This window comes from Magnetospirillum aberrantis SpK, from assembly GCF_011022235.1.
GTDB lineage: Bacteria > Pseudomonadota > Alphaproteobacteria > Rhodospirillales > Magnetospirillaceae > Magnetospirillum > Magnetospirillum aberrantis.
Genome location: NZ_JAAIYP010000040.1, coordinates 70,429 through 90,401 on the forward strand (window position 1 = coordinate 70,429; position 19,973 = coordinate 90,401).

At 65.1% G+C, this 19,973-nt stretch carries 23 protein-coding genes and 3 tRNA genes; 14 read left to right on the forward strand and 12 right to left on the reverse strand.

Annotated elements, in window-relative coordinates; all coding sequences use genetic code 11:
• Positions 1 to 3: 3 nt before the first annotated feature.
• Positions 4 to 612, reverse strand: coding sequence for an HD domain-containing protein (locus G4223_RS15290; protein ID WP_163681558.1), 609 nt, complete (start codon positions 610 to 612; stop codon positions 4 to 6).
• A gap of 110 nt (positions 613 to 722) precedes the next feature.
• Here G4223_RS15290 and G4223_RS15295 point away from each other — a divergent pair, with 110 nt between their 5' ends.
• The 6 genes from G4223_RS15295 (at position 723) to G4223_RS15320 (ending at position 6,788) form a co-directional block, all read left to right on the forward strand.
• On the forward strand, positions 723 to 1,325 hold the full coding sequence (locus G4223_RS15295) for a 50S ribosomal protein L25/general stress protein Ctc (RefSeq protein WP_163681559.1): 603 nt from the start codon (positions 723 to 725) through the stop codon (positions 1,323 to 1,325).
• A 2-nt stretch (positions 1,326 to 1,327) separates the two neighbouring features.
• Positions 1,328 to 2,038: an aminoacyl-tRNA hydrolase gene (gene pth, locus G4223_RS15300; RefSeq protein ID WP_163681598.1), complete on the forward strand. Its 711-nt coding sequence runs from the start codon at positions 1,328 to 1,330 to the stop codon at positions 2,036 to 2,038.
• 2 nt (positions 2,039 to 2,040) lie between these two features.
• On the forward strand, positions 2,041 to 3,144 hold the full coding sequence (gene ychF / locus G4223_RS15305; protein WP_163681560.1) for a redox-regulated ATPase YchF: 1,104 nt from the start codon (positions 2,041 to 2,043) through the stop codon (positions 3,142 to 3,144).
• Between the two features lie 148 nt (positions 3,145 to 3,292).
• Positions 3,293 to 3,940, forward strand: a complete 648-nt coding sequence (catB, locus tag G4223_RS15310; protein ID WP_163681561.1) for a type B chloramphenicol O-acetyltransferase — start codon at positions 3,293 to 3,295, stop codon at positions 3,938 to 3,940.
• A gap of 101 nt (positions 3,941 to 4,041) precedes the next feature.
• On the forward strand, positions 4,042 to 4,503 hold the full coding sequence (locus G4223_RS15315; protein WP_163681562.1) for a bacteriohemerythrin: 462 nt from the start codon (positions 4,042 to 4,044) through the stop codon (positions 4,501 to 4,503).
• A 113-nt stretch (positions 4,504 to 4,616) separates the two neighbouring features.
• A complete protein-coding gene (locus tag G4223_RS15320; protein WP_163681563.1) occupies positions 4,617 to 6,788 on the forward strand; it encodes an ATP-binding protein in 2,172 nt (723 codons plus the stop codon).
• A gap of 8 nt (positions 6,789 to 6,796) precedes the next feature.
• Here G4223_RS15320 and G4223_RS15325 read toward each other — a convergent pair whose 3' ends face one another.
• Positions 6,797 to 7,438 (reverse strand): class II aldolase/adducin family protein, encoded by a 642-nt coding sequence (locus G4223_RS15325; RefSeq protein ID WP_163681565.1) that lies wholly within the window; start codon positions 7,436 to 7,438, stop codon positions 6,797 to 6,799.
• A gap of 172 nt (positions 7,439 to 7,610) precedes the next feature.
• Here G4223_RS15325 and G4223_RS15330 point away from each other — a divergent pair, with 172 nt between their 5' ends.
• From G4223_RS15330 to G4223_RS15340, 3 genes are read left to right on the forward strand one after another with little or no spacing between them, the layout of a single operon-like run.
• Positions 7,611 to 8,207 carry a glutathione S-transferase N-terminal domain-containing protein gene (locus G4223_RS15330; protein ID WP_163681567.1) on the forward strand — a complete coding sequence of 199 codons (597 nt, stop codon included), beginning with the start codon at positions 7,611 to 7,613 and terminating at the stop codon, positions 8,205 to 8,207.
• Complete coding sequence (locus G4223_RS15335; protein ID WP_163681569.1) at positions 8,204 to 8,635, forward strand: cupin domain-containing protein; 432 nt, start codon at positions 8,204 to 8,206, stop codon at positions 8,633 to 8,635. The genes G4223_RS15330 and G4223_RS15335 overlap by 4 nt, the downstream gene beginning before the upstream one ends.
• Positions 8,632 to 9,102 (forward strand): cupredoxin domain-containing protein, encoded by a 471-nt coding sequence (locus G4223_RS15340; RefSeq protein ID WP_163681570.1) that lies wholly within the window; start codon positions 8,632 to 8,634, stop codon positions 9,100 to 9,102. The genes G4223_RS15335 and G4223_RS15340 overlap by 4 nt, the downstream gene beginning before the upstream one ends.
• 10 nt (positions 9,103 to 9,112) lie before the next feature.
• On the opposite strand, the gene G4223_RS20295 is transcribed toward G4223_RS15340, so the two are convergent.
• Positions 9,113 to 9,670, reverse strand: coding sequence for a PAS-domain containing protein (locus G4223_RS20295; RefSeq protein WP_163681572.1), 558 nt, complete (start codon positions 9,668 to 9,670; stop codon positions 9,113 to 9,115).
• Between the two features lie 108 nt (positions 9,671 to 9,778).
• On the opposite strand from G4223_RS20295, the gene G4223_RS15350 reads away from it, so the two are divergent.
• Both G4223_RS15350 and G4223_RS15355 read left to right on the forward strand, forming a co-directional pair.
• Positions 9,779 to 10,225 carry a thioesterase family protein gene (locus G4223_RS15350; RefSeq protein WP_163681574.1) on the forward strand — a complete coding sequence of 149 codons (447 nt, stop codon included), beginning with the start codon at positions 9,779 to 9,781 and terminating at the stop codon, positions 10,223 to 10,225.
• Between the two features lie 91 nt (positions 10,226 to 10,316).
• Positions 10,317 to 10,805 (forward strand): arsenate reductase ArsC, encoded by a 489-nt coding sequence (locus G4223_RS15355; RefSeq protein ID WP_163681576.1) that lies wholly within the window; start codon positions 10,317 to 10,319, stop codon positions 10,803 to 10,805.
• 172 nt (positions 10,806 to 10,977) lie between these two features.
• On the opposite strand, the gene G4223_RS15360 is transcribed toward G4223_RS15355, so the two are convergent.
• The 7 genes from G4223_RS15360 to G4223_RS15390 form a co-directional block, all read right to left on the reverse strand.
• The gene (locus G4223_RS15360) at positions 10,978 to 11,757 is read right to left on the reverse strand and encodes a hypothetical protein (RefSeq protein ID WP_163681578.1); all 780 of its coding nucleotides are present in this window, start codon (positions 11,755 to 11,757) and stop codon (positions 10,978 to 10,980) included.
• A gap of 55 nt (positions 11,758 to 11,812) precedes the next feature.
• Positions 11,813 to 12,538, reverse strand: a complete 726-nt coding sequence (locus tag G4223_RS15365) for a response regulator (RefSeq protein ID WP_163681581.1) — start codon at positions 12,536 to 12,538, stop codon at positions 11,813 to 11,815.
• Positions 12,539 to 12,638: 100 nt separating this feature from the next.
• Positions 12,639 to 13,151 (reverse strand): ArsR/SmtB family transcription factor, encoded by a 513-nt coding sequence (locus tag G4223_RS20085; RefSeq protein WP_241004153.1) that lies wholly within the window; start codon positions 13,149 to 13,151, stop codon positions 12,639 to 12,641.
• Positions 13,152 to 13,251: 100 nt separating this feature from the next.
• Positions 13,252 to 14,394, reverse strand: a complete 1,143-nt coding sequence (locus tag G4223_RS15375) for a hypothetical protein (protein WP_163681583.1) — start codon at positions 14,392 to 14,394, stop codon at positions 13,252 to 13,254.
• A gap of 104 nt (positions 14,395 to 14,498) precedes the next feature.
• Positions 14,499 to 15,278: a CbiX/SirB N-terminal domain-containing protein gene (locus G4223_RS15380; RefSeq protein ID WP_163681584.1), complete on the reverse strand. Its 780-nt coding sequence runs from the start codon at positions 15,276 to 15,278 to the stop codon at positions 14,499 to 14,501.
• Positions 15,275 to 16,108, reverse strand: a complete 834-nt coding sequence (gene cobA / locus G4223_RS15385) for a uroporphyrinogen-III C-methyltransferase (protein WP_241004154.1) — start codon at positions 16,106 to 16,108, stop codon at positions 15,275 to 15,277. The genes G4223_RS15380 and cobA overlap by 4 nt, the downstream gene beginning before the upstream one ends.
• A 44-nt stretch (positions 16,109 to 16,152) precedes the next feature.
• Complete coding sequence (locus G4223_RS15390; RefSeq protein ID WP_163681586.1) at positions 16,153 to 17,850, reverse strand: hypothetical protein; 1,698 nt, start codon at positions 17,848 to 17,850, stop codon at positions 16,153 to 16,155.
• A gap of 197 nt (positions 17,851 to 18,047) precedes the next feature.
• On the opposite strand from G4223_RS15390, the gene G4223_RS15395 reads away from it, so the two are divergent.
• A complete protein-coding gene (locus tag G4223_RS15395; protein ID WP_163681588.1) occupies positions 18,048 to 18,374 on the forward strand; it encodes a hypothetical protein in 327 nt (108 codons plus the stop codon).
• Between the two features lie 13 nt (positions 18,375 to 18,387).
• Here G4223_RS15395 and G4223_RS15400 read toward each other — a convergent pair.
• Both G4223_RS15400 and rlmB read right to left on the reverse strand, forming a co-directional pair.
• Positions 18,388 to 18,463: transfer RNA gene (locus G4223_RS15400), tRNA-Thr, on the reverse strand.
• A 45-nt stretch (positions 18,464 to 18,508) separates the two neighbouring features.
• Positions 18,509 to 19,447 carry a 23S rRNA (guanosine(2251)-2'-O)-methyltransferase RlmB gene (gene rlmB, locus G4223_RS15405; RefSeq protein ID WP_163681590.1) on the reverse strand — a complete coding sequence of 313 codons (939 nt, stop codon included), beginning with the start codon at positions 19,445 to 19,447 and terminating at the stop codon, positions 18,509 to 18,511.
• A gap of 111 nt (positions 19,448 to 19,558) precedes the next feature.
• On the opposite strand from rlmB, the gene G4223_RS15410 reads away from it, so the two are divergent.
• Positions 19,559 to 19,644, forward strand: a tRNA-Tyr gene (locus tag G4223_RS15410).
• A gap of 76 nt (positions 19,645 to 19,720) precedes the next feature.
• Positions 19,721 to 19,794, forward strand: a tRNA-Gly gene (locus G4223_RS15415).
• Positions 19,795 to 19,973: the final 179 nt, after the last annotated feature.

Genomic DNA, 19,973 nt, shown 5'->3' on the forward strand with positions numbered 1-19,973 from the left:
GGATCAGGGCGCCTGGGGGGCCGGCGCCAGATAGCCCAGGCGAACCGCCTCGCGCACCAGGAATTCGGCATGGTCGCCTAAAGCCGGCGCTCCGGCCCGGATGCGTTCGACCAGCTTCAGCACCTTGTCGGCGGTGACGCCGTGCTGATGCCAGGTGCCGCCTTTGGTGGCGAAGTTGTTCATGATCGGCTGGAGCCGGTCCAGCGCGTCGGCGAACTTGGCGGTGGGGGTGGCACGATCCTCGTATTCCTGCCACAGGGCGCGCAATTCGGCGGCCTGATCGGGCGGCAGCATGCCGTAAAGCCGGTCGGCGGCGGCCTGTTCGCGTTGGGCCTTGTCGGAATTGCCCTTGTCGTCGTGGATGAAGGTGTCGCCGGCGTCGATTTCCACCACGTCGTGGAACAGCAGCATGCGGCTGGCGCGCAACGGGTCGGCGCCGGGCGGCGCGTGTTCCGCCAACAGGACGGCCATCATGGCGACGTGCCAGGAATGCTCGGCGTCGTTTTCCTGGCGCGAGGAATCCACCAGAAGGGTCTGGCGCAGGATGGTCTTGAGCTTGTCCAACTCGAGCGAGAACGCCAATTGGCGTGAAAGGCGGGTTTGGTCGGTCATGACGGGGGGTATAGCCGGAATCTCGTTGAACTCGGTATGGAAAAACGGTATGTCAGCCGCTTCGGCGCGGCACCCCTGGAGGCCGCGTCCCTTGTGTTATGGAGAAAGCAATGACTGAGATCAGCGCCATCGTCGCCGAGCTGCGCGATCGGGCCGGAAAGGGGGCCGCCCGTGCCACTCGCCGTGAAGGTAAGGTTCCGGGTGTTATCTATGGTGCCAAGCAGGCGCCCGTCACCATCGCCCTTGACCCCCGCGTCATCTGGGCCGAACTGAACAAGCCGGGCTTCAAGACCCGTCTGTTCGACATCGACCTGGGCAACGGTTCCAAGGAACGCTGCCTGGCGCGTGACGTCCAGCTGCACCCGGTGAGCGACCAGCCGCAGCACATCGACTTCCTGCGCGTTTCCGCCGACGCCGTCGTGCACGTCAAGGTGCCGGTGCACGTCGCCAACGCCGACAAGGCCCCGGGCGTCAAGCGCGGCGGCGTGGTCAGCATCGAGCTGCACGAAGTGGAAGTGACCTGCGCTCCGGCCAACATCCCGGCCGAAATCGTCGTCGACCTGAGCGGCATGGAAATCGGCGCCGCCGTGCATGTGTCCGATCTCAAGCTGCCGGCCGGCGTGACCCCGTACCACGTGTCCGCCCAGGGTACCGTGGTGTCGATCTCTGCCCCGACCGTGGCCCAGGCCGCCGAGGGCGAGCAGGCCGAGTGACCATGTTCCTGGTGGTTGGCCTCGGCAATCCCGGAGGCGAATACGCCAGGAACCGTCACAACATCGGTTTCATGGCGGCGGACGAACTCGTCCGCCGCCATTCCTTTGGGCCCTGGCGTTCCAAGTTCCAGGGCGAGCTGGCCGAAGGCAACATCGGCGGCGACAAGGTGCTGGTGTTGAAACCGATGACCTACATGAACCTGTCGGGTCAGTCGGTGGCGGCGGCGGCGCGCTTCCTGAAAGTGCCGGTCGAGGACGTGGTGGTGATTCACGACGAACTGGATCTGGCGCCCGGTCGGCTGCGCGTCAAACGCGGCGGCGGCGCGGGCGGGCACAACGGCCTGAAAAGCATCGACCAGTATCTGGGCCAGAATTACCGGCGCATCCGCCTGGGCATCGGCCATCCCGGCGACAAGGACCGGGTGTCGGGCTATGTGCTGCACGATTTCGCCAAGACCGAACAGGTCTGGCTCGATCCCTTGATCGACGCCTTCGCCGACGCCTTCGCCTTGCTGCTGAAGGGCGACGAGGCCGGCTTCATGAACCGGGTGAGCGTGTTGACCGCGCCGCCCAAGCAGAAGAAAGAAAAGCCGGCCGAGGCCGCGGCCAAATCCGCCGCGCCGGCTTCGGCTCCGCTTCCCCCCTCCGCTCCCGTTTCCGGCGGCTCCCTGGCCGATGCGTTGCGGGCGGCTCTGGCACGAAAGAAGGACTGACCATGGGTTTCAATTGCGGCATCGTCGGCCTGCCCAACGTGGGCAAGAGCACGCTGTTCAACGCGCTCACCCAGACCGCCGCCGCCCAGGCGGCCAATTATCCCTTCTGCACCATCGAGCCCAACGTGGGCCGCGTGGCGGTGCCCGATCCGCGCCTGGACGATCTGGTGCGCATCGCCAAGAGCCAGAAGGAAATCCCCACCCAACTGGAATTCGTCGACATCGCCGGTCTGGTGCGCGGCGCCAGCAAGGGCGAGGGCCTGGGCAACCAGTTCCTGGCCAACATCCGCGAGGTGGACGCCATTGTCCATGTGCTGCGCTGCTTCGTCGATGACGACATCAAGCATGTGGAGGATTCGGTCGATCCGGTGCGCGACGCCGAGATCATCGAGACCGAGCTGATGCTGGCCGACCTCGACAGCCTTGAACGCCGGATCGTGCCTTTGGAAAAGAAGGCCAAGAACGGCGACAAGGATGCCAAGGCCCAGGTGGACGTCATGGCGCCGGTGCTGGCGGTGTTGCGCGACGGCAAGCCGGCCCGCGTGGTCAAATTCGACGACGAGGAACAGAACCGCCTGTTCAAGCAATTGGGGCTTCTGACCTCGAAGCCGGTGGTTTACGCCTGCAACGTCGAGGAAGCCTCGGCCGCCGAAGGCAACGAGTTGTCGGCTCGCGTGTTCGAGATGGCCGCCGCCGAGGGCAATTCGGCGGTGGTGATTTCGGCGGCCATCGAGGCCGAGATCGCCCAGCTTGCCACCGACGAGGAGAAGAAGGAGTTCCTGGAGACCCTGGGGCTCGAGGAAACCGGTCTGGCCCGCGTCATCCGCGCCGGCTACGACCTGCTGCACCTCATCACCTTCTTCACCGTCGGTCCCAAGGAAGCCCGCGCCTGGACCGTGCAGAAGGGGGCCAAGGCCCCACAGGCGGCCGGTGTCATCCACACGGATTTCGAAAAGGGCTTCATCCGCGCCGAAACCATCGCCTACGCCGATTTCATCGCGCTGGGCGGCGAGACCGGGGCCAAGGAAGCGGGCAAGATGCGCCTGGAAGGCAAGGAATACGTGGTTCAGGATGGTGACATCTTCCACTTCCGCTTCAACGTCTGAGAGGCTGTTGGAGAAATCCTTATCCCTTCGTCATTCCGGCTCGCGCGTTGCTTGGCCGGGGTGACGGACACAGGGGAGCGGGGGACGATATTTTTAGACCCTATGTTCGCCCCCTGAAACGGCCAAGGATGTGAATTGGAGACTTTGAATGGATAATTATTTCGAGAGTCCATTCAAAGGCATCACCCTGGATAAGCAGGTTGAAAACCCCAATATCATCGTTGGTCGCTACAGCTATTACTCTGGCTACTATCATGGCCATAGTTTCAATGATTGTGCCCGCTATCTGCTGCCGGACCCAGGGGTGGACAAGCTGATCATCGGCAGTTTCTGTTCCATCGGCTCCGGGGCCGCCTTCATCATGGCCGGCAATCAGGGGCATCGGAATGATTGGATCAGTACGTTTCCGTTCTATTGGATGCCCGAAGTCGCGGCGTTCGCTGGCGCGCAGAACGGTTATGAACCGGCAGGGGATACCGAGATCGGAAATGATGTCTGGATTGGCTCCGAAGCCATCATCATGTCCGGCGTCAAGATCGGTGACGGCGCGGTCATTGGGACCCGCGCGCTGGTTACCCGCGATGTCGAGCCCTATGCCATCGTGGGCGGGAATCCCGCCAAAGTCATCCGCAAGCGTTTTGACGATCAGACGATAGCGATGCTGCTTGAGATGAAGTGGTGGGATTGGTCGGACGAACAGTTGAAAACCGCCATGCATCTTCTGACCAGCGGGAATGTGGGGGCGTTGTATCGTCATTGGACCGACCTCATCAACTCTCCGCCGCGTGGTTTCTAGAGTATTTCCGGCTTGATCGCGGTCAGGTCCGGCGATTGATCGGGGTCACGGCCTGTGCGTAACTCCTCGTGCTACGCTTCTGCCTTGGATGGAGGCGCGGCATGGAGTTCGGTGACCAGTTCAAGGCGTCGTGGAAAGACAGTTTCATCGTCGGCGACAGCGAGATCGACGCCCAGCACCGGGCGTTCTTCGACGAGATCATGGCGGTGGCCCAGGCGTTGGACCGGGGCGAAGGGCGCGAGGCGGTGATCGCCTTCTATCGCGTTTTCTATGGGGCCTTGCGGGTGCACTTCCGCGACGAGGAAGCCATGCTGGCCCGCGTCGCCTTTCCCGATATCGAGGAACATCACGCCGAACACCAGGCGCTTCTCGCCTCGGTGGCGGCGGTCGAAGGCATGCTTTTGACCGGCGAGGGCGTGGACCAATGGCGGTTCGTGGTCAAACGGCTGTTCGTCGCCCTGGTCGAACACATTGCCGGGACCGACATGCGCTACAAGGCGCATCTGCGCGATTTCCGGCGTAAGCTCAGCCCTTGTCCCGAGCGTTTGCGCCGTATCCCTTGAACTCCTCCGGCATCACCGCCATCTCGGCGGCCGGCGAGATCCGCACCTGACGCTCGGGTGTCCACCGCATGGCGCGCCTTCTCTCGGGCGTTGTTTCGCGCTAGGCTTGAGCCATGCACAGCTCCGAAACCATCGCGATGTGGACCGCCCGGTTTTGTGAGCCGGCGCTTGAGGCCCAGTTCCGGCGCGACGCCTTTCCCAAGGCGCGGCGTCTGGCAATGGGGTTTTGCCTGACCTGGCTGCTGTTCTATCTGCTGGGCTGGGCGCGCGACCTGATCGTCCTGAGCGATCCTGGCCGACTGGAAATCTCTCTGCTGGTGCGCGGAGTGGGGGCGGCGGTGATCGTGTGGGTGTTCTGGCGGCTGGACCGCGCGCGGCGGCCGCGCCAATTGCTGTTGCCCATGGCCGTGCATCACGGTGTCTCGTGCGCTGCGCTGGGGGTGTTGTTCGCCCTGCACCCTCTGCTGGTGCCGGGCAAGCTGGCCACCAGCTTCATCCTGCTTTACGCCGCAGTGGTTCCCCTGTTCTGGCCGGGGACCATTCTTGGCGGATTGATCATCGAAGCGATGTTGATCGCGGCTTTCGGGGCGGCGACGGTATGGCGCCAGTTCGGCCTGGACGTTGTTCTGCCGCTTGTGGGCGGGGTCGCCGTTTTCTCCGCGCTGGGACTGTTGATCGCCTATCGCCATCACCATCAAAGCCGGTGCGACTATCTGTCGCTGCTTAACGAGCGCCACCTGCGCCAAGCCCTGGAGGAGAAAACCCGCGAGGCCGAGGCGGCGGCACGGGCGAAAAGCAACTTCCTGGCGGTGATGAGCCACGAAATCCGTACGCCGATGAACGGCATCCTGGGCATGGCGCGGTTGATGCTTGACGAGACCATGGCGCCGGGCCAGCGCACGCGGCTCGATACCCTCAGGCATTCGGCCGAGGCGTTGCTGGCCATCCTCGACGACATCCTGGACTTCTCCAAGCTCGAGGCCGGTCGCCTCGATTTCGAGGCGATCGCCTTCGCGCCGGCTCCGCTGGTCAATGACGTCGCCCAGTTGATGCGCTCGCGGGCCGAGGAAAAGGGACTGGACCTGGTGGCCGAGGTCGATCCCGACCTGCCGCCGTGGCTGCGGGGCGACCCTGGACGGCTGCGCCAGGTGCTGCTCAACCTTGCCGGCAACGCGGTCAAGTTCACCGAACAGGGCCGCGTCACCTTGCGTATGACGAGGATCGCGGGCGCGGACGGCAGTCCGCTGCTGGAATGCACCGTCACCGACACCGGCATCGGCCTGGACGACGAGGCCAAGGCGCGGCTGTTCCAGTCCTTTGCCCAGGCCGACGCCTCGATCTCGCGCCGCTATGGCGGTACCGGCCTGGGGCTGGCCATCTGCAAACGGCTGGTCGAGGGACAGGGGGGCGCCATCGGGGTGGAAAGCCAGGCCGGTTCGGGCAGTTGCTTCTGGTTTCGCCTGCCTCTGGTGTCGGCATCGGCACCGGCGTTGGCGGACCATTTCGCCGTGGTGTCCGACCTGCCGCCGCTTACCGTGTTGCTGGCCGAGGACAATGCCATCAACCAGATGGTGGCGCGCGGTTTCCTACAGCGTGCCGGCCACCGCGTGGTGGTCGCCAACAACGGCGTCGAGGCGTTGGATCTGGTGCGCGCCGGCAGCCGCTTCGACGTGGTGTTGATGGACATGCAGATGCCCGAGATGGACGGCCTCGAGGCTGCCCGTGCCATCCGCGCCCTGGGAGGGACGGCGGCCGATCTGCCGATCATCGCGTTGACCGCCAACGCGATGCGGGCCGACGAGGAACGCTGTCGCGCCGCCGGCATGGACGACTTTGTCGCCAAGCCGCTGGACCCCGACCGGCTGTTCGCGGCCATGGGGCGCGTGCTGGGCGATTCGGCGGCCGTTGCCGGGGCCAACGACCGCGCCCCGGTGGGGGCCGAGTTGGACGATGCCGACCTGGCGGTGGTCGAGCGTCAGGTCGGACAAGAGCAGATGGTCGAGATCGTGCGCCTGTTCCTGTCCGCCGGGGCCGAGACCTGTGCCAGCCTGGGCGGGGCCGACGCCGAACGCGACGGACTCGACGTCATTCGCCAGCACGCCCACGATCTCAAGGGCATGGCCGGATATGTGGGCGCCGCGCCGCTGGTGGTTCTGGCCGCCGCCATCGAGGAGGCGGCGCGCGACGGTAACCGCGAGGAGGTTCGCGTGCTGGTGTCGCGTCTTGATCCCATCTGGGTGGCGGTGCGCGGCTGGCTCCAGGAGCGTCTGGAGCGCGCCGCCTGACCCTGGGCCTAAGCGCGCTTCTGAGCGTTGGCGCCGTAACCCTTGAACTTCTCCAGTACCACCGCCATCTCGGCGGCCGGCAGAACCGGCGGTTCGCCCAGCGGCAGCAGGCGCAGGTAAAGGTCGGCCAGGAACTCGATCTCGATGGCGACGTCCATGGCCTGGGACAGGGTGGGGCCCAGGGCGATCATGCCGTGATGGCCCAACAGGCACGCCCGCCGGTCCTCCAGCGCCGCCAGCGCCGCGTCGGACAGTTCCTGGGTGCCGAAAGTGGCATAAGGGGCACAGCGGACATCCACGCCGCCGGCGATGGCCACCATGTAATGGAAGGCCGGGATGGCCCTGCCCAACACCGCCAGCGCGGTGGCGGCCGGGGAATGGCAGTGAACCACCGCGCCGGCGTCGGGACGGGCGGCGTAGATGTCGCGGTGGAACCGCCATTCGCTGGATGGCTTCCACTGTCCCGACCACGCCCCGTCCATATCCATGCGCACCACCTGTTCAGGAACCAGGACGTCGGCCCCAACACCCGAGGGTGTCACCCGGAAGCCGTCGCCGTCACGCACCGAGACGTTGCCGGACGCCCCTTGGTTCAGTCCCTTGGCGGCCAGGTGGCGGTTGGCGGCGACGATGGCGGCGGCGATGTCCATGATGGGTTCCAAAAAAGGATCGGTCGCCAAGGTATAGGCAAACCGTGCGTGCCCGAGAAGTTTTTGTTGCATGGCGACAGCGGCGAAATCCCCGGCTACAATCTTGGACGGTTGCCATTGCCACGACCCCCAGGGCCCCGATCGCGGGGGTCGAACGACCACGGAGATTTTGATGAAGCTGCGTTCCTCCGCCACCTCGCCCTTCGTCCGCAAGGTCCGCATGACCGCCATCGAATGCGGGGTCGAGCTGGATCTGGTGCCGACCAACGCCTGGGCGCCCGACACCGACCTGGTGCACGAAAACCCGTTGTCCAAGGTGCCGACCCTGGTGCTTGGCAATGGCGAGACCCTGTTCGATTCGCCGGTGATCTGCGAATACCTCGACACGCTTCATTCCGGTCACAAGCTGTTTCCGCATGAACCGAACGAACGGTTCCGTCAATTGCGCCTTCAGGCCCTGGCCGACGGCATCCTGGATGCCGCCTTGCACATTCGCGTCGAAAGCTCCACCCGTCCCGCCGACAAGCGTTGGGACGGCTGGGTGGAGCGGCAACAGGCGGCCATCGCCCGTTCGCTCGACACCTTGGAAAAGGACGTGGGCCATTGGGGCGGCGTGTTCCTGATCGGTCCGATCTCGGTGGTGTCGGCATTGGGCTATCTTGACTTCCGCAAGGTGTGCGACTGGCGCCAGAGCCGGCCGCATCTGGCCCATTGGTACACCACCACCCACAACCGCCGCTCGGTCCGCGAGACCGAGCCGGTGGAATGACCACGGCCGCGCAGCTCGTCACCCGGTTGGGGCTGGTGCCCCACCCGGAGGGCGGGCATTACGCCGAAACCTACCGTGCCCCCGCCGCCGAGGGGGAGCGGGGGACCTGTACCGCCATCTATTACCTGTTGGCGCGGGGCGAACGGTCGCATTGGCACCGCGTCGACGCGGTCGAGGTCTGGAACTGGCACGGCGGCGAGGCGTTGCGTCTGGGTATCCACGAAGACGGCGTTACCCGGTGGGTGGTGCTGGGGGGCGACGTTCTGGCCGGACAGGTGCCGCAAGCGGTGGTCCCCGCCTATGCCTGGCAAGCGGCCGAGCCGCTGGGCGAATGGTCGCTGGTCGGCTGTATCGTCGCTCCGGCCTTCGAGTTCTCGGGATTCGAGATGGCGCCGCCCGGGTGGCAACCGCCGGAGGAGGGACGATGAACCGTCTGTTCGCCCTGGCCGTCCTGGTGTCGCTGGCCGCCTGTGCCGGCCAGGATCAGGTCAGCCGCTATCAGCCCATGGGCTATCTGGCCAACGCCGAGGAAATATCGTCCAAGGCCGATTGGAGCGCCCCCGACGTGGTCGAGGTGCGGTTGGTCAACCACGCCTTCGTGCCCGACGAATTGACCTTCCACCGTGACCGGCCGACCCGGCTGGTGCTGAAGAACGACTCCGATTCCGACCATGGCTTCGTTTCCGGGCAATTCCTGCGCACCATCGCCGTGCGCCAACTGGTCGGCCGTGACCAGACCGCCACCACCGCCTGGGTGGAAAAGATCGTGGTTCCGGCCGGCGAGACCAAGGAATTGTGGTTCGTCCCCGCCCGTTACGGCGCCTTCACCTTCGAATGCCCGGTGCCCGGCCATGCCCTGTTGGGCATGAAGGGTGTCGTCAACGTGGTGCCCTGAGGGGCGGCTGTCACAGCGGCAACAAGCCCTTGCGGGCGGCGGCCAGCACGGTTTGGGACTTGCTGGCGGTGCCCAGCTTCCTGCCGCAATTGCTCAGGTGGAATTCCACCGTCTTGGGTGAAATGCCCAGGATCGCCGCCGTTTCCCACGCCGTCTTGCCCTGGGCCGCCCACAACAGCACCTCGCGCTCGCGCGCAGACAGTTCCGGCGCGGCGACGTTGGCCGGTGCGGCATCCTCGATTCGCGAGAACACCTTGAGGATGCTGCCGTCGGCCATCACCTTGCTGCGCACCCGGATCAAGGTGCCGTCGGGGCGGCGGCGGGAATAGGAATCGGTCAGGCTGGCCAGACGTTGCTGGACGATCAGACGGCGCTCGCCGCCGCCATGTTCGCCGCGGGAAACGTTGTATTCCACGAAATCCAGGAACGGCGTTCCCACCTTCATCAGATCCGGCGGAAAGCCCATGATCTCGACCAGGGCCTTGTTCCACGCCACCAGACATTGGTGGGCGTCGAAGCGGATGACCCCGTCGTCCAGGGCGTCCAGGGTTTCCTGCAATGGGTTCATGCCGGCACTGGGGTCATGGTGGTGCTCCCCGGATCACTCCGGGCTTTCGTGGCGAAGGCAGGACAGTAAGATATCCCTCTGCCCTGCTCACGAAAAGAAGGCGATGCCATGAAAAGCAGCCCCCAGGTCGGAGATGTCCACCAGTTCAGCTTCCGTGTCGGCGAGAACAAGGTGGTGCCGGCGCTTTACCCGGAATCCGATATCTTCCTGTCCATGCCCGACGTGTTCGCCACCGGCTTCATGGTGGGGTTGATGGAATGGGCGTGCACGGACCATCTGCGCCCCCATCTGGCCGAAGGCGAAGGATCGTTGGGGGTGTTGGTGGACGTGGACCATTCGGCGCCGACCTTGCCGGGACAGGTGGTCACGGTCGTCGTCACCTGCGACAAGGCGGATGGCCGGCGGCTGGGATGGTCGGTGACGGCAAGCGACGAAATCGATGTCATCGGCCAGGGCCGGCATGAGCGGATGGTGGTGGAATGGGGGCGTTTCCAGCGCAAGCTGGACGAAAAGCGTGCGCGTTTGCAGGCGATATGTCAGGCCAACGGCGGATAAGACCCGGCCCGATATTCACGGAGACTTCATGCCGGGTGGAGGCGATGACGGGTTAAGTCATTCCAATGGGGAATTTCAACCCGGAGGGGTCATGACACAGCCGTTCAACGTTCTGTTCGTCTGTCGCCAGAACGCCGCCCGCAGCCAGATGGCGCAGGTGTTGCTGACCGCCCTGGGGCGGCGGCGTTTCGTTTCGTATTCGGCCGGGACCGAGCCGGCCGCCGACATTCACCCGCTGACGCTGGAGACCATCCGCAACGCCGGGCTTCCGACCAGCGGGCTTTATCCCAAAGGCTTGGCCGAGTTCGCTTCGGCCGAGGCGCCGCGTCTCGATTTCGTCTTCACCGTGTGCGACGAATTGGAAGGATGTGTCCTGCCGATCCTGGGGCGGCCGGTCACCGCCCATTGGCCCATTCCCGACCCGGTGCCGGCGCGTGGCAGCCATGCCGAGGTGGCGGCGGTGTTCGCCGACAGCTTCCGGTTGATGCGGCGACGGATCGAGCTGTTCGTCGAATTGCCGCTGGCGGGGCTTGACCGGTTGACCATGCAACAACATCTGGACCGTATCGGCGCCGCCTGATACCAAATCCCAGTGAGTGAAACTCACTGGGATTTGGTTAGGCCCAAGGGGCCGCGCGGCTTATGCCGCGGGAGGCAAGGGTTTCGGAGAAACCCGCCCGCCGCTTGAGGGCTTCGGTGATCGGTTCCGATCACCGAGACATAGTATGAGGCGGGCCGATACGGTCATGGATTTATTTGCGCGCCTTCGAGGTGCGGGTGATGCGCGTGGTGCGTCGCTCCTTGGGATCGACCGGCGTCTCGGCGGGTGGGTCGAAGCGTGAGGGCTGGTCCTTGAGTACCGCCCAAACCAGCGCGAAATAGCCGGCCATCACCACCATGTTGAGGGCGTGCACCACCTGAAGGGTCATGGTGACGACGGTCCCGTTCAGGTCGGAAGCGAAGTCGGCGAACAGCCCCTTGGCGACCTCGGTCACCATTATGAACGGCAGGTTGACGATGACGTAGCCCAGGCCGATGGCGATGCCGCCCGACAGCACCATTTCCTGAAGCTTGGTGCCGGCCATGTCCTTCCATCGGCCCAGCGCCAGTTGCGGCAGCGCCAGGAACAAGCCGCCGATCAGCAGTTGGAACACCTGGATGCCGGTGCGGGTGTAGATCTCGGCGTTGGGCATGTCCTTGAGCCACAGGCCGAACAGGATGGTGGGCGCCAGTTCGAAGCCTTGCAGCAATTGCAAGATGACCATCCACAAGATCAGTCGGGGCGCCATCTGGATCGGCGTCAGCGTCTCGCCTTCGGCCAGGGTGCGTTGCCAGAAAAAGCCCATGCCGGTGACCGCCAGCATGGACAGCATCATCCCCAGGCCGGCCAGATTGCCGCCTTGGGCGCCCAGCACGTTGGCCCCGGCCACCAGGGCCAGGCCGGGCACGACGATGACGGCGCTGGCGGCGGGTCGGGTCACCACCAGACGAAAGGCGTCGAGAATCTGAGGCGCGTAACGGGTCAGGCTCATTGGGGCACCCTGGAAGCTGTCGGGGCGCCACTGTAACGTGGGACGGGCGGAACGGCTATCGGTTCAATTCGAAATAGCCGCGCGCCAGCATGATCTGACGGATCAGTTCGTCCGGCGCGATCGGCTTGGCCAGGATCTTCGAGGCGCCATGCTGGCGCACCGCCTCAAGCACCTGTTCGTTCTTTTCCGCCGTCAGGATCAGGACCGGCTTGCGGCACGAACGGTTGGAATGGTCAGCGCGCAATTGCCGCAGGAACTCGGCACCGTCCATGGTCTCCATGTGCAGGTCGCACAAAATGACGTCGGGATCGACGTCGGCCTGATGCAGCATGTGCAACGCCTCGCGGCCGTTGCGGGCTTCATGGAACTTGGCGATCTGGGTCTTTGTCAGCGATTTGCGGATGATGGCACGAACCATTTCCTGGTCGTCCACCACCATGACCTGAAGTCCGGCCTCGCCCACCTGCATGGTCAGGGCGGCGCCGTCCTTGTATTTCTCCACCATCTTGTTGGCGGCGCGCGGCAACGGCACCTTGTGGTCGCGGCAATACTGGGTCAGGGCCTGTCCCACTTCCTCGCACGAAAAGGTGACGCGGGTGGGCAGGGTATGGCGGTTGGCGGCGGGAAAAGCGATGGACAGCGCCACGTCCTGGGACGGTTCGAAGGTCAGGTTGTCCGGTGGGGTGTCGGGAAGGCGCTTGTCGTTGTGCTCGCCAAAGCGCCGCATGGCGTCCAACAGATCGGCCCTGGGAAAGACGATAACCCTGCGTTCGAGAATCATTCGGCCCGTGCCCCCGCCAGCCTAGGTTCTATGCCTTTCTTAATAGACGGCGGGGGTGCGCAAAGCCAGTGGCGGGTTGTGACCTTTTTTCTTTTTTCCGTCACGCGGCCAGACTGCGCAGAACCGCCGTCGCGGCGTCTCCGGCCAGGGAGTAATAGATGTGGCTGCCGACGCGGCGGCAATGGACCAGTCCGTCGGCCCGCAACCGCGACAGATGCTGCGACAGCGCGGACGGTTGCAGGCCGGTGGCCCGGCCCAGGTCGCCGGCGCAGCGTTCGCCATCGGACAATTCGCGCAGCACCCGTAGCCGGTGGGGGTTGCCCATGGCCTGCAACAGCCGCGCGGCGCGGGTCAGGTCCAGCGGCGCCCGGCGGCGGCCTTCCAGCATCAACGGCAACACGCCGGCGCTGCGCAATTCGGCCAGCGCGTCCTCGGCTTCCTTGGGGCTCAGGTAAAGGTCGGCGTCGACGGCACGGTCCTGAAGCTCGCGTGCGGTCAGCGCCAGGGTCGGGCCGGAAAACACCAGCCCGGCCACCGTCACCCGCTGCGGGGTGGGGGTAAGCCGGGCGCGGCGCAACGCTTCAATGCCTTCGTTCATTCCAATGTGGGTCATGGTTCCCTCCTGCCTAGGTTGCGCAAATGATAATCATTCGCAGTAAGAAGGCAAGAGAAAATCGGTGCCCCCCGCCCCGCCGGGGGACACCGTGCCGTGGTCACTTCATGCTGGACAGCACCCCCAACATCTCCGCCTTTTTTTCGGCGTCGGCGTCCAGACTGGCGACCGCGGAATCAAGCCAGGTTTCGATGGTGGCTTTCCACTGTTCGTGCGTGCCTTCAAGCGGCGGCTCCTTGGCGACGCGCTGGGCCATGGCCTGGACCACCCAGGTCTGGCCGTCGTTGCCCAGCACCTGACGATAGCGGGCCGGGCCGAACTTGCCGTAGGCGGTGAACAGGTAGAGGGTGAACTTGCGGATATCGTCGCCCAGCACTGGCAACAGGTGCTTGAGCGCCGCCGGGCTGGTGGCCGCCACCAGCGATACCGCCTTGCGCATCTCGCCCACGTCGTAGCCGGGGAACAGTGCCGCCATGCGCATCTTCTGGCACACCGACCACAACACTTCGGCGTTGATGCTGTCGGTGGGGGTCAGCATGCGGTTGGCGTTGTCCAGCAGCAACGGCACCTTGCCCTCGACCACCGCGGTTTCGGCCGCGTGGTCGGACAGAACCTGGACCTTGAGCGGGTCGCGCACCTCAAGCAGGGCGTCGCCCATCCGGCTCACCAATTGCGGCGTCAGCGCGGCGTAGGCCGGGATCAGCGGCACCTGCCACTCGAAGCGCAACAGGTCGCGCAGGGCGTTGTACAGCTTTTCCGCCGGATTGGGCCAATGCTTGCGCCGCGGCGGCTTGGGCGGTTCCGCCAGTCCCAGCGAGATGGCGATGCCTTGCCACATGCCGATCTTGGGCAGCGGCAGCGGGCGCGGCTTGGGGCCGGCCAGCCGGCGCTTGAAATAACGCCGGGCGCAGGCACGCACCACCAGGGCGATGATTTCGGCCAAGGTGCGGCCGCACCACAGAACGTCGCCGTCGGACGACGGAAACAGGCGTTCGGGAGTGATGACCACGTTCTTGAACAATTCGGGCCGGGCACGGAACAGTTGGAAGCCCAAGTGCAACAGGTTGGGGTCGTCCATGACGCGGTCGTAGACCTTGTCGCGCGGCACCAGGGCCAGTTGCGGGATGTTGTCGCGCAAGATGTCGGCGATGTCGCGGCGCAACACGGTGCGCACGGTGTCGACCGGCTTGACCTCGGGAATCTGGCGGATTCGGCTGGGCAATGGTGCGGCAATCGTAGACATGGCGATGAACCCGAAAAGCAATATCGGGACGATTGTGACTCGATTGCAAATGGGAATGCAACAAATGGTTATATTTGTTTATTTTCACTACAACCAATATTAATTTACGTAAAATTGTCTTGATCAAGTGCGGTGGCGACCATGTCGGTGATGATGTCCGCCAATTCCTTCTCGGCGCCCAATCCGGTGGCCATGCGCACGATGCGGCCGGCGACATCCACCGGTCCGGTTTCCCCGGCTTGCAGATTGAACAGGGGGGGGATGTCCTGGCTGGCGTGGGTGCCTTGCGCCACCAGCAACGGCAATACCACCAGATGGGCACCGGGCCGGACCATGTCGGGCCAGTCGCGGGCATAGGGTTCCTGTTCCAGAAAGCTCAGGCGGACTTCGCCGAAGCGGCCATTGGCGGCGATGGCGGCGGCGATGGCCTTGGGCGTCTGTCCGGCGCCGCCCGGCCGGGCCGAACCGTGGGCGATCAACAGCAAACTGGTGGTGGCGGGATCGATGCCGGCGGCATTTGCCACCGCTTCGGCGCGCCGGGTCATCAAACCGGGAATGCGGGGGTCGCAGCCGGCAGGCTGAGTGTAAAGGATCTCCCGACCATCGCGCCGGGTCATCGTTCCGGTCAATCCCATTTCGCGGGAAATCAGGACATCGGTGTAATGTCCCTTGCCGGCGAAGACCGGCACCACCACCACGCGGCGGGTGGTCACCAGATCGAAGGCGGCGGCCAAGCGTGGTTCCTGTTTCATGAACACCGCCGTCACCTCGCGCCATGGTCCCCGTTCTTTCAAGGACCGCGCCAGCGCCAGGATTGGCGCGGCGCTGTCTGGATGGCGGGACGAGCCATGGCCGACCAGGATGATTGCGGTGTCGTCGCTCATGTGGTGTTGGCCTCTGCGCTGCGGGTGCCGTACCAATCCAGGCTGCCGGCCAGGCTCACCACCTTGCCGACGATGATCAGGGTGGGCGGTCTCAGACCGGCCATCGCCACCAGATCGGGCAGGTCGCCCAAGGTGCCGATGACCCGGCGCTGCCGGGGTGTGGTCCCGTTTTCCACCGCCGCCGCGGGGGTATCCGTGGCCAAGCCAGCCTCGATCATGCGGCGGGCGATTTCCTTGAGGTGGGTCAAGCCCATGTAGATGACAAGGGTGCAGTCGGGATCGGCCAGCAAATGCCAGTCGTAATCCAGCGCCTGCCCCTCCCGCCAATGGCCGGTCACCAGCCGTACGCCCTTGGCCAGACCGCGATGGGTCAGCGGAATACCGGCATAGGTGGTGCACCCCGAGGCGGAACTGATGCCGGGAACGATCTCGAACGGCACGCCGGCCTCGGCCAACGCCAGCGCTTCCTCGGACCCGCGTCCGAACACCAGGGGATCGCCGCCCTTGAGACGGACCACGTCGCGGCCGGATCGCGCCAGCTCGATCAACAGCGCGTTCAACTCATGTTGCGGCAAATGGTGGGCGTCGGTCTGCTTGCCGGCATAGATCAATTCGGCGTCCGGGGGCGCCAGGGCCATGATCTCCACGCTGACCAGACGGTCGAACACCACCACGCGCGCCGCCCGGATCAGCCTGAGCGCCTTGACGGTCAGAAGGTCGGGGTCGCCAGGGCCGGCTCCCACTAGGGAAACCAGGCCAGGGGGGGAGGAACGGTCGTCGGGATGGTCGGTCATGGGCGTGATGGCGCAGGAACAAAGGGCCGGGACCATGGCACGTTTCGCTTCCGAACGCGAGCCCCGTGCCCGTGGCGTCCTTAGCGGCCGAAACCGGCGCGGACCAGCAATTGGTGGAAGTCGCGCAACGCCCGCTGGGCACGGCCGGGATCATCGATGCCGTCGATGAACTTGGCGTCGAAATTGGGCACCTTGAGCAAGGCGATGATCCGTTCGCGGGCGCGGGTCATGGCGCGGCCCTCGGGAAGCACGCCGGCGGCGGCGAACTGGACCAGACGGATGGCACGGTCGCGCAACGGGCTTTCGTGGTGGTCCAGCTTCTCGATGACCTGCTCGCTCACCAGATAGCGTTCCAGGATGGTATCGATGGTGTCGGTCATGCGCTTGCGCAGATCGGGCGGAAACACCGAGCCCTCGGCCACGCCATGGGCCAGGGTGGCGCGGATCATGCGGTCCTTCGGCGTCAGGTCGCGCGCGGTCAACTCGCCCAGGCTGCGGCAGCCCAGCACGCGCTGGATCAACGCCATGATGTCGGGGGCATGTTCCTTGGCCATCTCGGTGCGCGCCAGTTCGCACAGGTAGATCAGCCCGAAGGCGCGGTCGGGCATGGTGTTGAAGGTCAGTTGGATGCCGGCGCGGCGGCCGGCGGCGCCGCCTTCCTCGACCATGCGGCTGGCCCGCGTCGTCAGCGCGTCGGCGGCGTCGGGGCCGAACAGCAGTCCTTGCGGCGTCACCAGCCGCGCCACCACCGAGGCGAAGGCGTCGCGCTCCTTGGTGGGGTCCGAGCGATAAAGCGGGTTGGCCGACTTGATCTGCTTGACCGCACGGTCGATCAGCACGGCCCGCGCCTGAGGAAGCTTGCCGTCCCGCAACAGGCTGTTGAGCAGTTCCGCCGATTCGCCGGCGTCGCTCTTTTCCGTGGGCATGACCCCGTCGGCCAGATCCAGCATGCGGCCGATGGCGGCGGCAAGACTGGGTTGCCAGCCCAGGATTTCCTGGACCACGGTCGAGCCCAGGACGTCGGCGATGACGCCGTCCAGCATGTCCAGGGCGCGGGGGTCGCCTTCCTGGAGCGCCAGGCGGCACAGACGTTCCAGCTTGCCCAGCCAGTTGCGGGTGTTCAGCAGGTCGCGCGACAGCACCACCATGGCCAGGTAGTCGCCGTCGTCGCCGCCCTGGCGGGCGACGGCGTCCATCACCTCCTTGAAGCTGCCGTCCAGCTTGGGCAGTTTCATGCCTTCGGCGCGGCGGGCGCGCGCCGACATTTCGTCGACGTTGCGGAAGATTTCCTCGCGCCGCGTCTTGCTGTCCTGGTTGCCGTCGCGGGTTTGCAGGAAGGCGATGCGGTCCACCGCCGACGGAACCAGCGTGTCCTTTTCCTGGATGCGTTTGAGTTCCCGATAGTTGTAGATCAACTCGGTCGGGGTCAGGAACGTCTTGTCCAGATAGTTGCGCAGGATGCGGTTCATCATATTACGGCTGTTTGATCCGTAATATTCGGTCGGCATCTCGCATTTCGGAGGGGCGCTGTCCACATCGGCGATGCGGATCGGACCGTCATCCTTGACCGTTCTGGTTTCGGAAAAGATTTCCTTTTCGACGATGCGGCCGTCGGGGCGCGTCCAGTTGTGGACGATACGCGCGCCTTCGCACTTCTTGTCGGCCAGAAGACGTTTCGCCGCGATCATCGCGGCTTCTTCCGAATCCATATAGGACTGGGTGCACCAGCGCCCATCCTTCATCGCCTGGATTTCGTAATCGGCGCTTTTCGACGCCATGCCGCCCGCTCCACGCACGCTGACCGGCAACAATTCTGTCGCCGATTTCGAACCCTCAAGAAGCAATACATTCAGATGTGCGCTATCGCCAACATTTTCTGACTGAAAAAAGCAGCAAACCGCTATCGCAAGGTCCCCCTTGCGGGCAAACGCGGGAAGACGGACAATACAAACAAGCAAGCGGCGGGAGAACGGACATGTCCACCTATCGCTTTTCCTGGCTGCGCCCCAACGGCTGGAGCCGCCTGGGCGGCGTGGGGGCCGTCGTGATCTTGTTCGCCACGCCGATGCTGTGGGCGCTGGGGGTGTTCGGCAATGGCGACGACACCCTGAAGCGGGCGCTGATCTTCCTGTTTTCCGGAATGTGGCTGTTCGTGGCCGCCGGCTACACCGCCGGCTGGGCCATGCGCGGTTTCATGGTGCGGATGAAGGACGCCGACGACGAAGACGGCGATGGTGGTCGTCGTCCTCCGCCGGCCATGCATGCTCCACCCGCCGGTGGAATACACCGGCCGGGACATTGAGCGCCAGGGAAGATGGTGCCGGCTACAGGGATCGAACCCGTGACCCCCTGATTACAAATCAGGTGCTCTACCATCTGAGCTAAGCCGGCGACCGGGGGAAACTAGCGCCCAGTTTCCGCTTGTGCAAGGGGGTGTCAGGCCTTGTCCAGACGCTCGCGCACCAATTCGTACAGCGCCACCGCCGCCGCGTTGGACACGTTCAGGCTTTCCACCGCGCCGGTCATCGGCAGCTTGACCAGGAAGTCGCAATGCTCGCGGGTCAGCCGGCGCAGGCCGTCGCCCTCGGCGCCCATGACCAGGGCGATGCGGCCGGACAGTTTGTGGCTGGCCAGGGTGCGTTCCGCTTCGCCGGCCATGCCGGCGACCCAGAAGCCGGCTTTCTTGAGATCGTCGAGGGTGCGGACCACGTTGGTCACCCGCACCAGCGGCATGCGCTCCAGCGCCCCCGAGGCGGCCTTGGCCAGGGCGCCGGTTTCTTCCGGGGCGTGGCGGTCGGGCACCACCACCGCCAATGCGCCGAAGGCGGCGGCCGAGCGCACGATGGCGCCGACATTGTGCGGGTCGGTGACCTGATCCAGCACCATCACCACCGCTTCGGGGTGGTCGGCGGCCATGCGCGCGATATCCTCGATCGATGGGGCGGGAAGGGGCTCGCACAACGCGCCGATGCCCTGGTGGATGGCGCCCGGCGGCAACAGCCGTTCCATCTCGGTCTTGTCAACGATCTCGGCGCCGGGCAGGGGGCGGGCGTGTCCCGCCGTCTCGATGGCCGGGGCCCAGTTGCGGCCGGCTTCGGCGGTCAGCACCAGCCGACGGATCTTGCGTCGGGGATTGTCCAGCGCCGCCGCCACCGCGTGCTGGCCGTAAAGCCAGAACTGATTACCCGGCGGGCGTTGCCCGCGATCATGAGATTTTTCGGGGCGTTGCCCGCGATCATGAGATTTCTCGGGACGTTGCCCGTGCTCTCGGGATTTGTCCGAACGATGGGATTCCGCGCGGGAAGCCTTGTCCGGCGCGGATTGGGACGGTCCGCGCGAGGGGCGGTTGCGGTCACGGGGTTCTCGGTTGGCCATGGGGGCACCTCCAGCTTTTTGAAGTACCCTTCTCTTTTCGAGTTGACAAGGCACCCAGAATCCTCATATTTCGCAACTCCCGCCGCGACGGTGACAACCGGCGGCGGGCGTGGAGGGGTGGCCGAGCGGTCAATGGCAGCAGACTGTAAATCTGCCGGTGTACACCTACGTTGGTTCGAATCCAACCCCCTCCACCATTACCTTTTCCTGGCCGGGCGACGACGAGTTTCGGGTCCCGCCCGAGGGGGCGAGAGCCCGGTGCGGACGCTTCAGGCGGGTGTAGCTCAATGGTAGAGCAACAGCCTTCCAAGCTGATGACGGGGGTTCGATTCCCCTCACCCGCTCCAGCGCGCACGGGTTGTCGCTGAGGGTATTTGATTTTTAGCGGCAGTGGCCGCGAGTTGAACCACCGCGGCGTTACCGCCGCATTCGTGAACCGCGGCAGATTGCCGCCGAGCAGACGGGTTGAAACATGGCTAAGGCGAAATTCGAGCGCAACAAGCCGCACTGCAACATCGGCACCATT

What these genes read in the sequence shown, in the direction of transcription:
- G4223_RS15340 (WP_163681570.1), top strand. Translation starts at nt 8,632, where the DNA reads ATGAACCGTCTGTTCGCCCTGGCCGTCCTGGTGTCGCTGGCCGCCTGT.
- G4223_RS15365 (WP_163681581.1), bottom strand. Translation starts at nt 12,538, where the DNA reads ATGATTCTCGAACGCAGGGTTATCGTCTTTCCCAGGGCCGATCTGTTG.
- G4223_RS15295 (WP_163681559.1), top strand. Translation starts at nt 723, where the DNA reads ATGACTGAGATCAGCGCCATCGTCGCCGAGCTGCGCGATCGGGCCGGA.
- G4223_RS15350 (WP_163681574.1), top strand. Translation starts at nt 9,779, where the DNA reads ATGAAAAGCAGCCCCCAGGTCGGAGATGTCCACCAGTTCAGCTTCCGT.
- G4223_RS20295 (WP_163681572.1), bottom strand. Translation starts at nt 9,670, where the DNA reads ATGAACCCATTGCAGGAAACCCTGGACGCCCTGGACGACGGGGTCATC.
- G4223_RS15325 (WP_163681565.1), bottom strand. Translation starts at nt 7,438, where the DNA reads ATGGACATCGCCGCCGCCATCGTCGCCGCCAACCGCCACCTGGCCGCC.
- G4223_RS15330 (WP_163681567.1), top strand. Translation starts at nt 7,611, where the DNA reads ATGAAGCTGCGTTCCTCCGCCACCTCGCCCTTCGTCCGCAAGGTCCGC.
- G4223_RS20085 (WP_241004153.1), bottom strand. Translation starts at nt 13,151, where the DNA reads ATGACCCACATTGGAATGAACGAAGGCATTGAAGCGTTGCGCCGCGCC.
- G4223_RS15335 (WP_163681569.1), top strand. Translation starts at nt 8,204, where the DNA reads ATGACCACGGCCGCGCAGCTCGTCACCCGGTTGGGGCTGGTGCCCCAC.
- G4223_RS15360 (WP_163681578.1), bottom strand. Translation starts at nt 11,757, where the DNA reads ATGAGCCTGACCCGTTACGCGCCTCAGATTCTCGACGCCTTTCGTCTG.
- rlmB (WP_163681590.1), bottom strand. Translation starts at nt 19,447, where the DNA reads ATGGCCAACCGAGAACCCCGTGACCGCAACCGCCCCTCGCGCGGACCG.
- ychF (WP_163681560.1), top strand. Translation starts at nt 2,041, where the DNA reads ATGGGTTTCAATTGCGGCATCGTCGGCCTGCCCAACGTGGGCAAGAGC.
- cobA (WP_241004154.1), bottom strand. Translation starts at nt 16,108, where the DNA reads ATGGTCCCGGCCCTTTGTTCCTGCGCCATCACGCCCATGACCGACCAT.
- catB (WP_163681561.1), top strand. Translation starts at nt 3,293, where the DNA reads ATGGATAATTATTTCGAGAGTCCATTCAAAGGCATCACCCTGGATAAG.
- G4223_RS15320 (WP_163681563.1), top strand. Translation starts at nt 4,617, where the DNA reads ATGCACAGCTCCGAAACCATCGCGATGTGGACCGCCCGGTTTTGTGAG.
- G4223_RS15380 (WP_163681584.1), bottom strand. Translation starts at nt 15,278, where the DNA reads ATGAGCGACGACACCGCAATCATCCTGGTCGGCCATGGCTCGTCCCGC.
- G4223_RS15315 (WP_163681562.1), top strand. Translation starts at nt 4,042, where the DNA reads ATGGAGTTCGGTGACCAGTTCAAGGCGTCGTGGAAAGACAGTTTCATC.
- G4223_RS15355 (WP_163681576.1), top strand. Translation starts at nt 10,317, where the DNA reads ATGACACAGCCGTTCAACGTTCTGTTCGTCTGTCGCCAGAACGCCGCC.
- G4223_RS15375 (WP_163681583.1), bottom strand. Translation starts at nt 14,394, where the DNA reads ATGTCTACGATTGCCGCACCATTGCCCAGCCGAATCCGCCAGATTCCC.
- G4223_RS15395 (WP_163681588.1), top strand. Translation starts at nt 18,048, where the DNA reads ATGTCCACCTATCGCTTTTCCTGGCTGCGCCCCAACGGCTGGAGCCGC.
- G4223_RS15390 (WP_163681586.1), bottom strand. Translation starts at nt 17,850, where the DNA reads ATGGCGTCGAAAAGCGCCGATTACGAAATCCAGGCGATGAAGGATGGG.
- G4223_RS15290 (WP_163681558.1), bottom strand. Translation starts at nt 612, where the DNA reads ATGACCGACCAAACCCGCCTTTCACGCCAATTGGCGTTCTCGCTCGAG.
- pth (WP_163681598.1), top strand. Translation starts at nt 1,328, where the DNA reads ATGTTCCTGGTGGTTGGCCTCGGCAATCCCGGAGGCGAATACGCCAGG.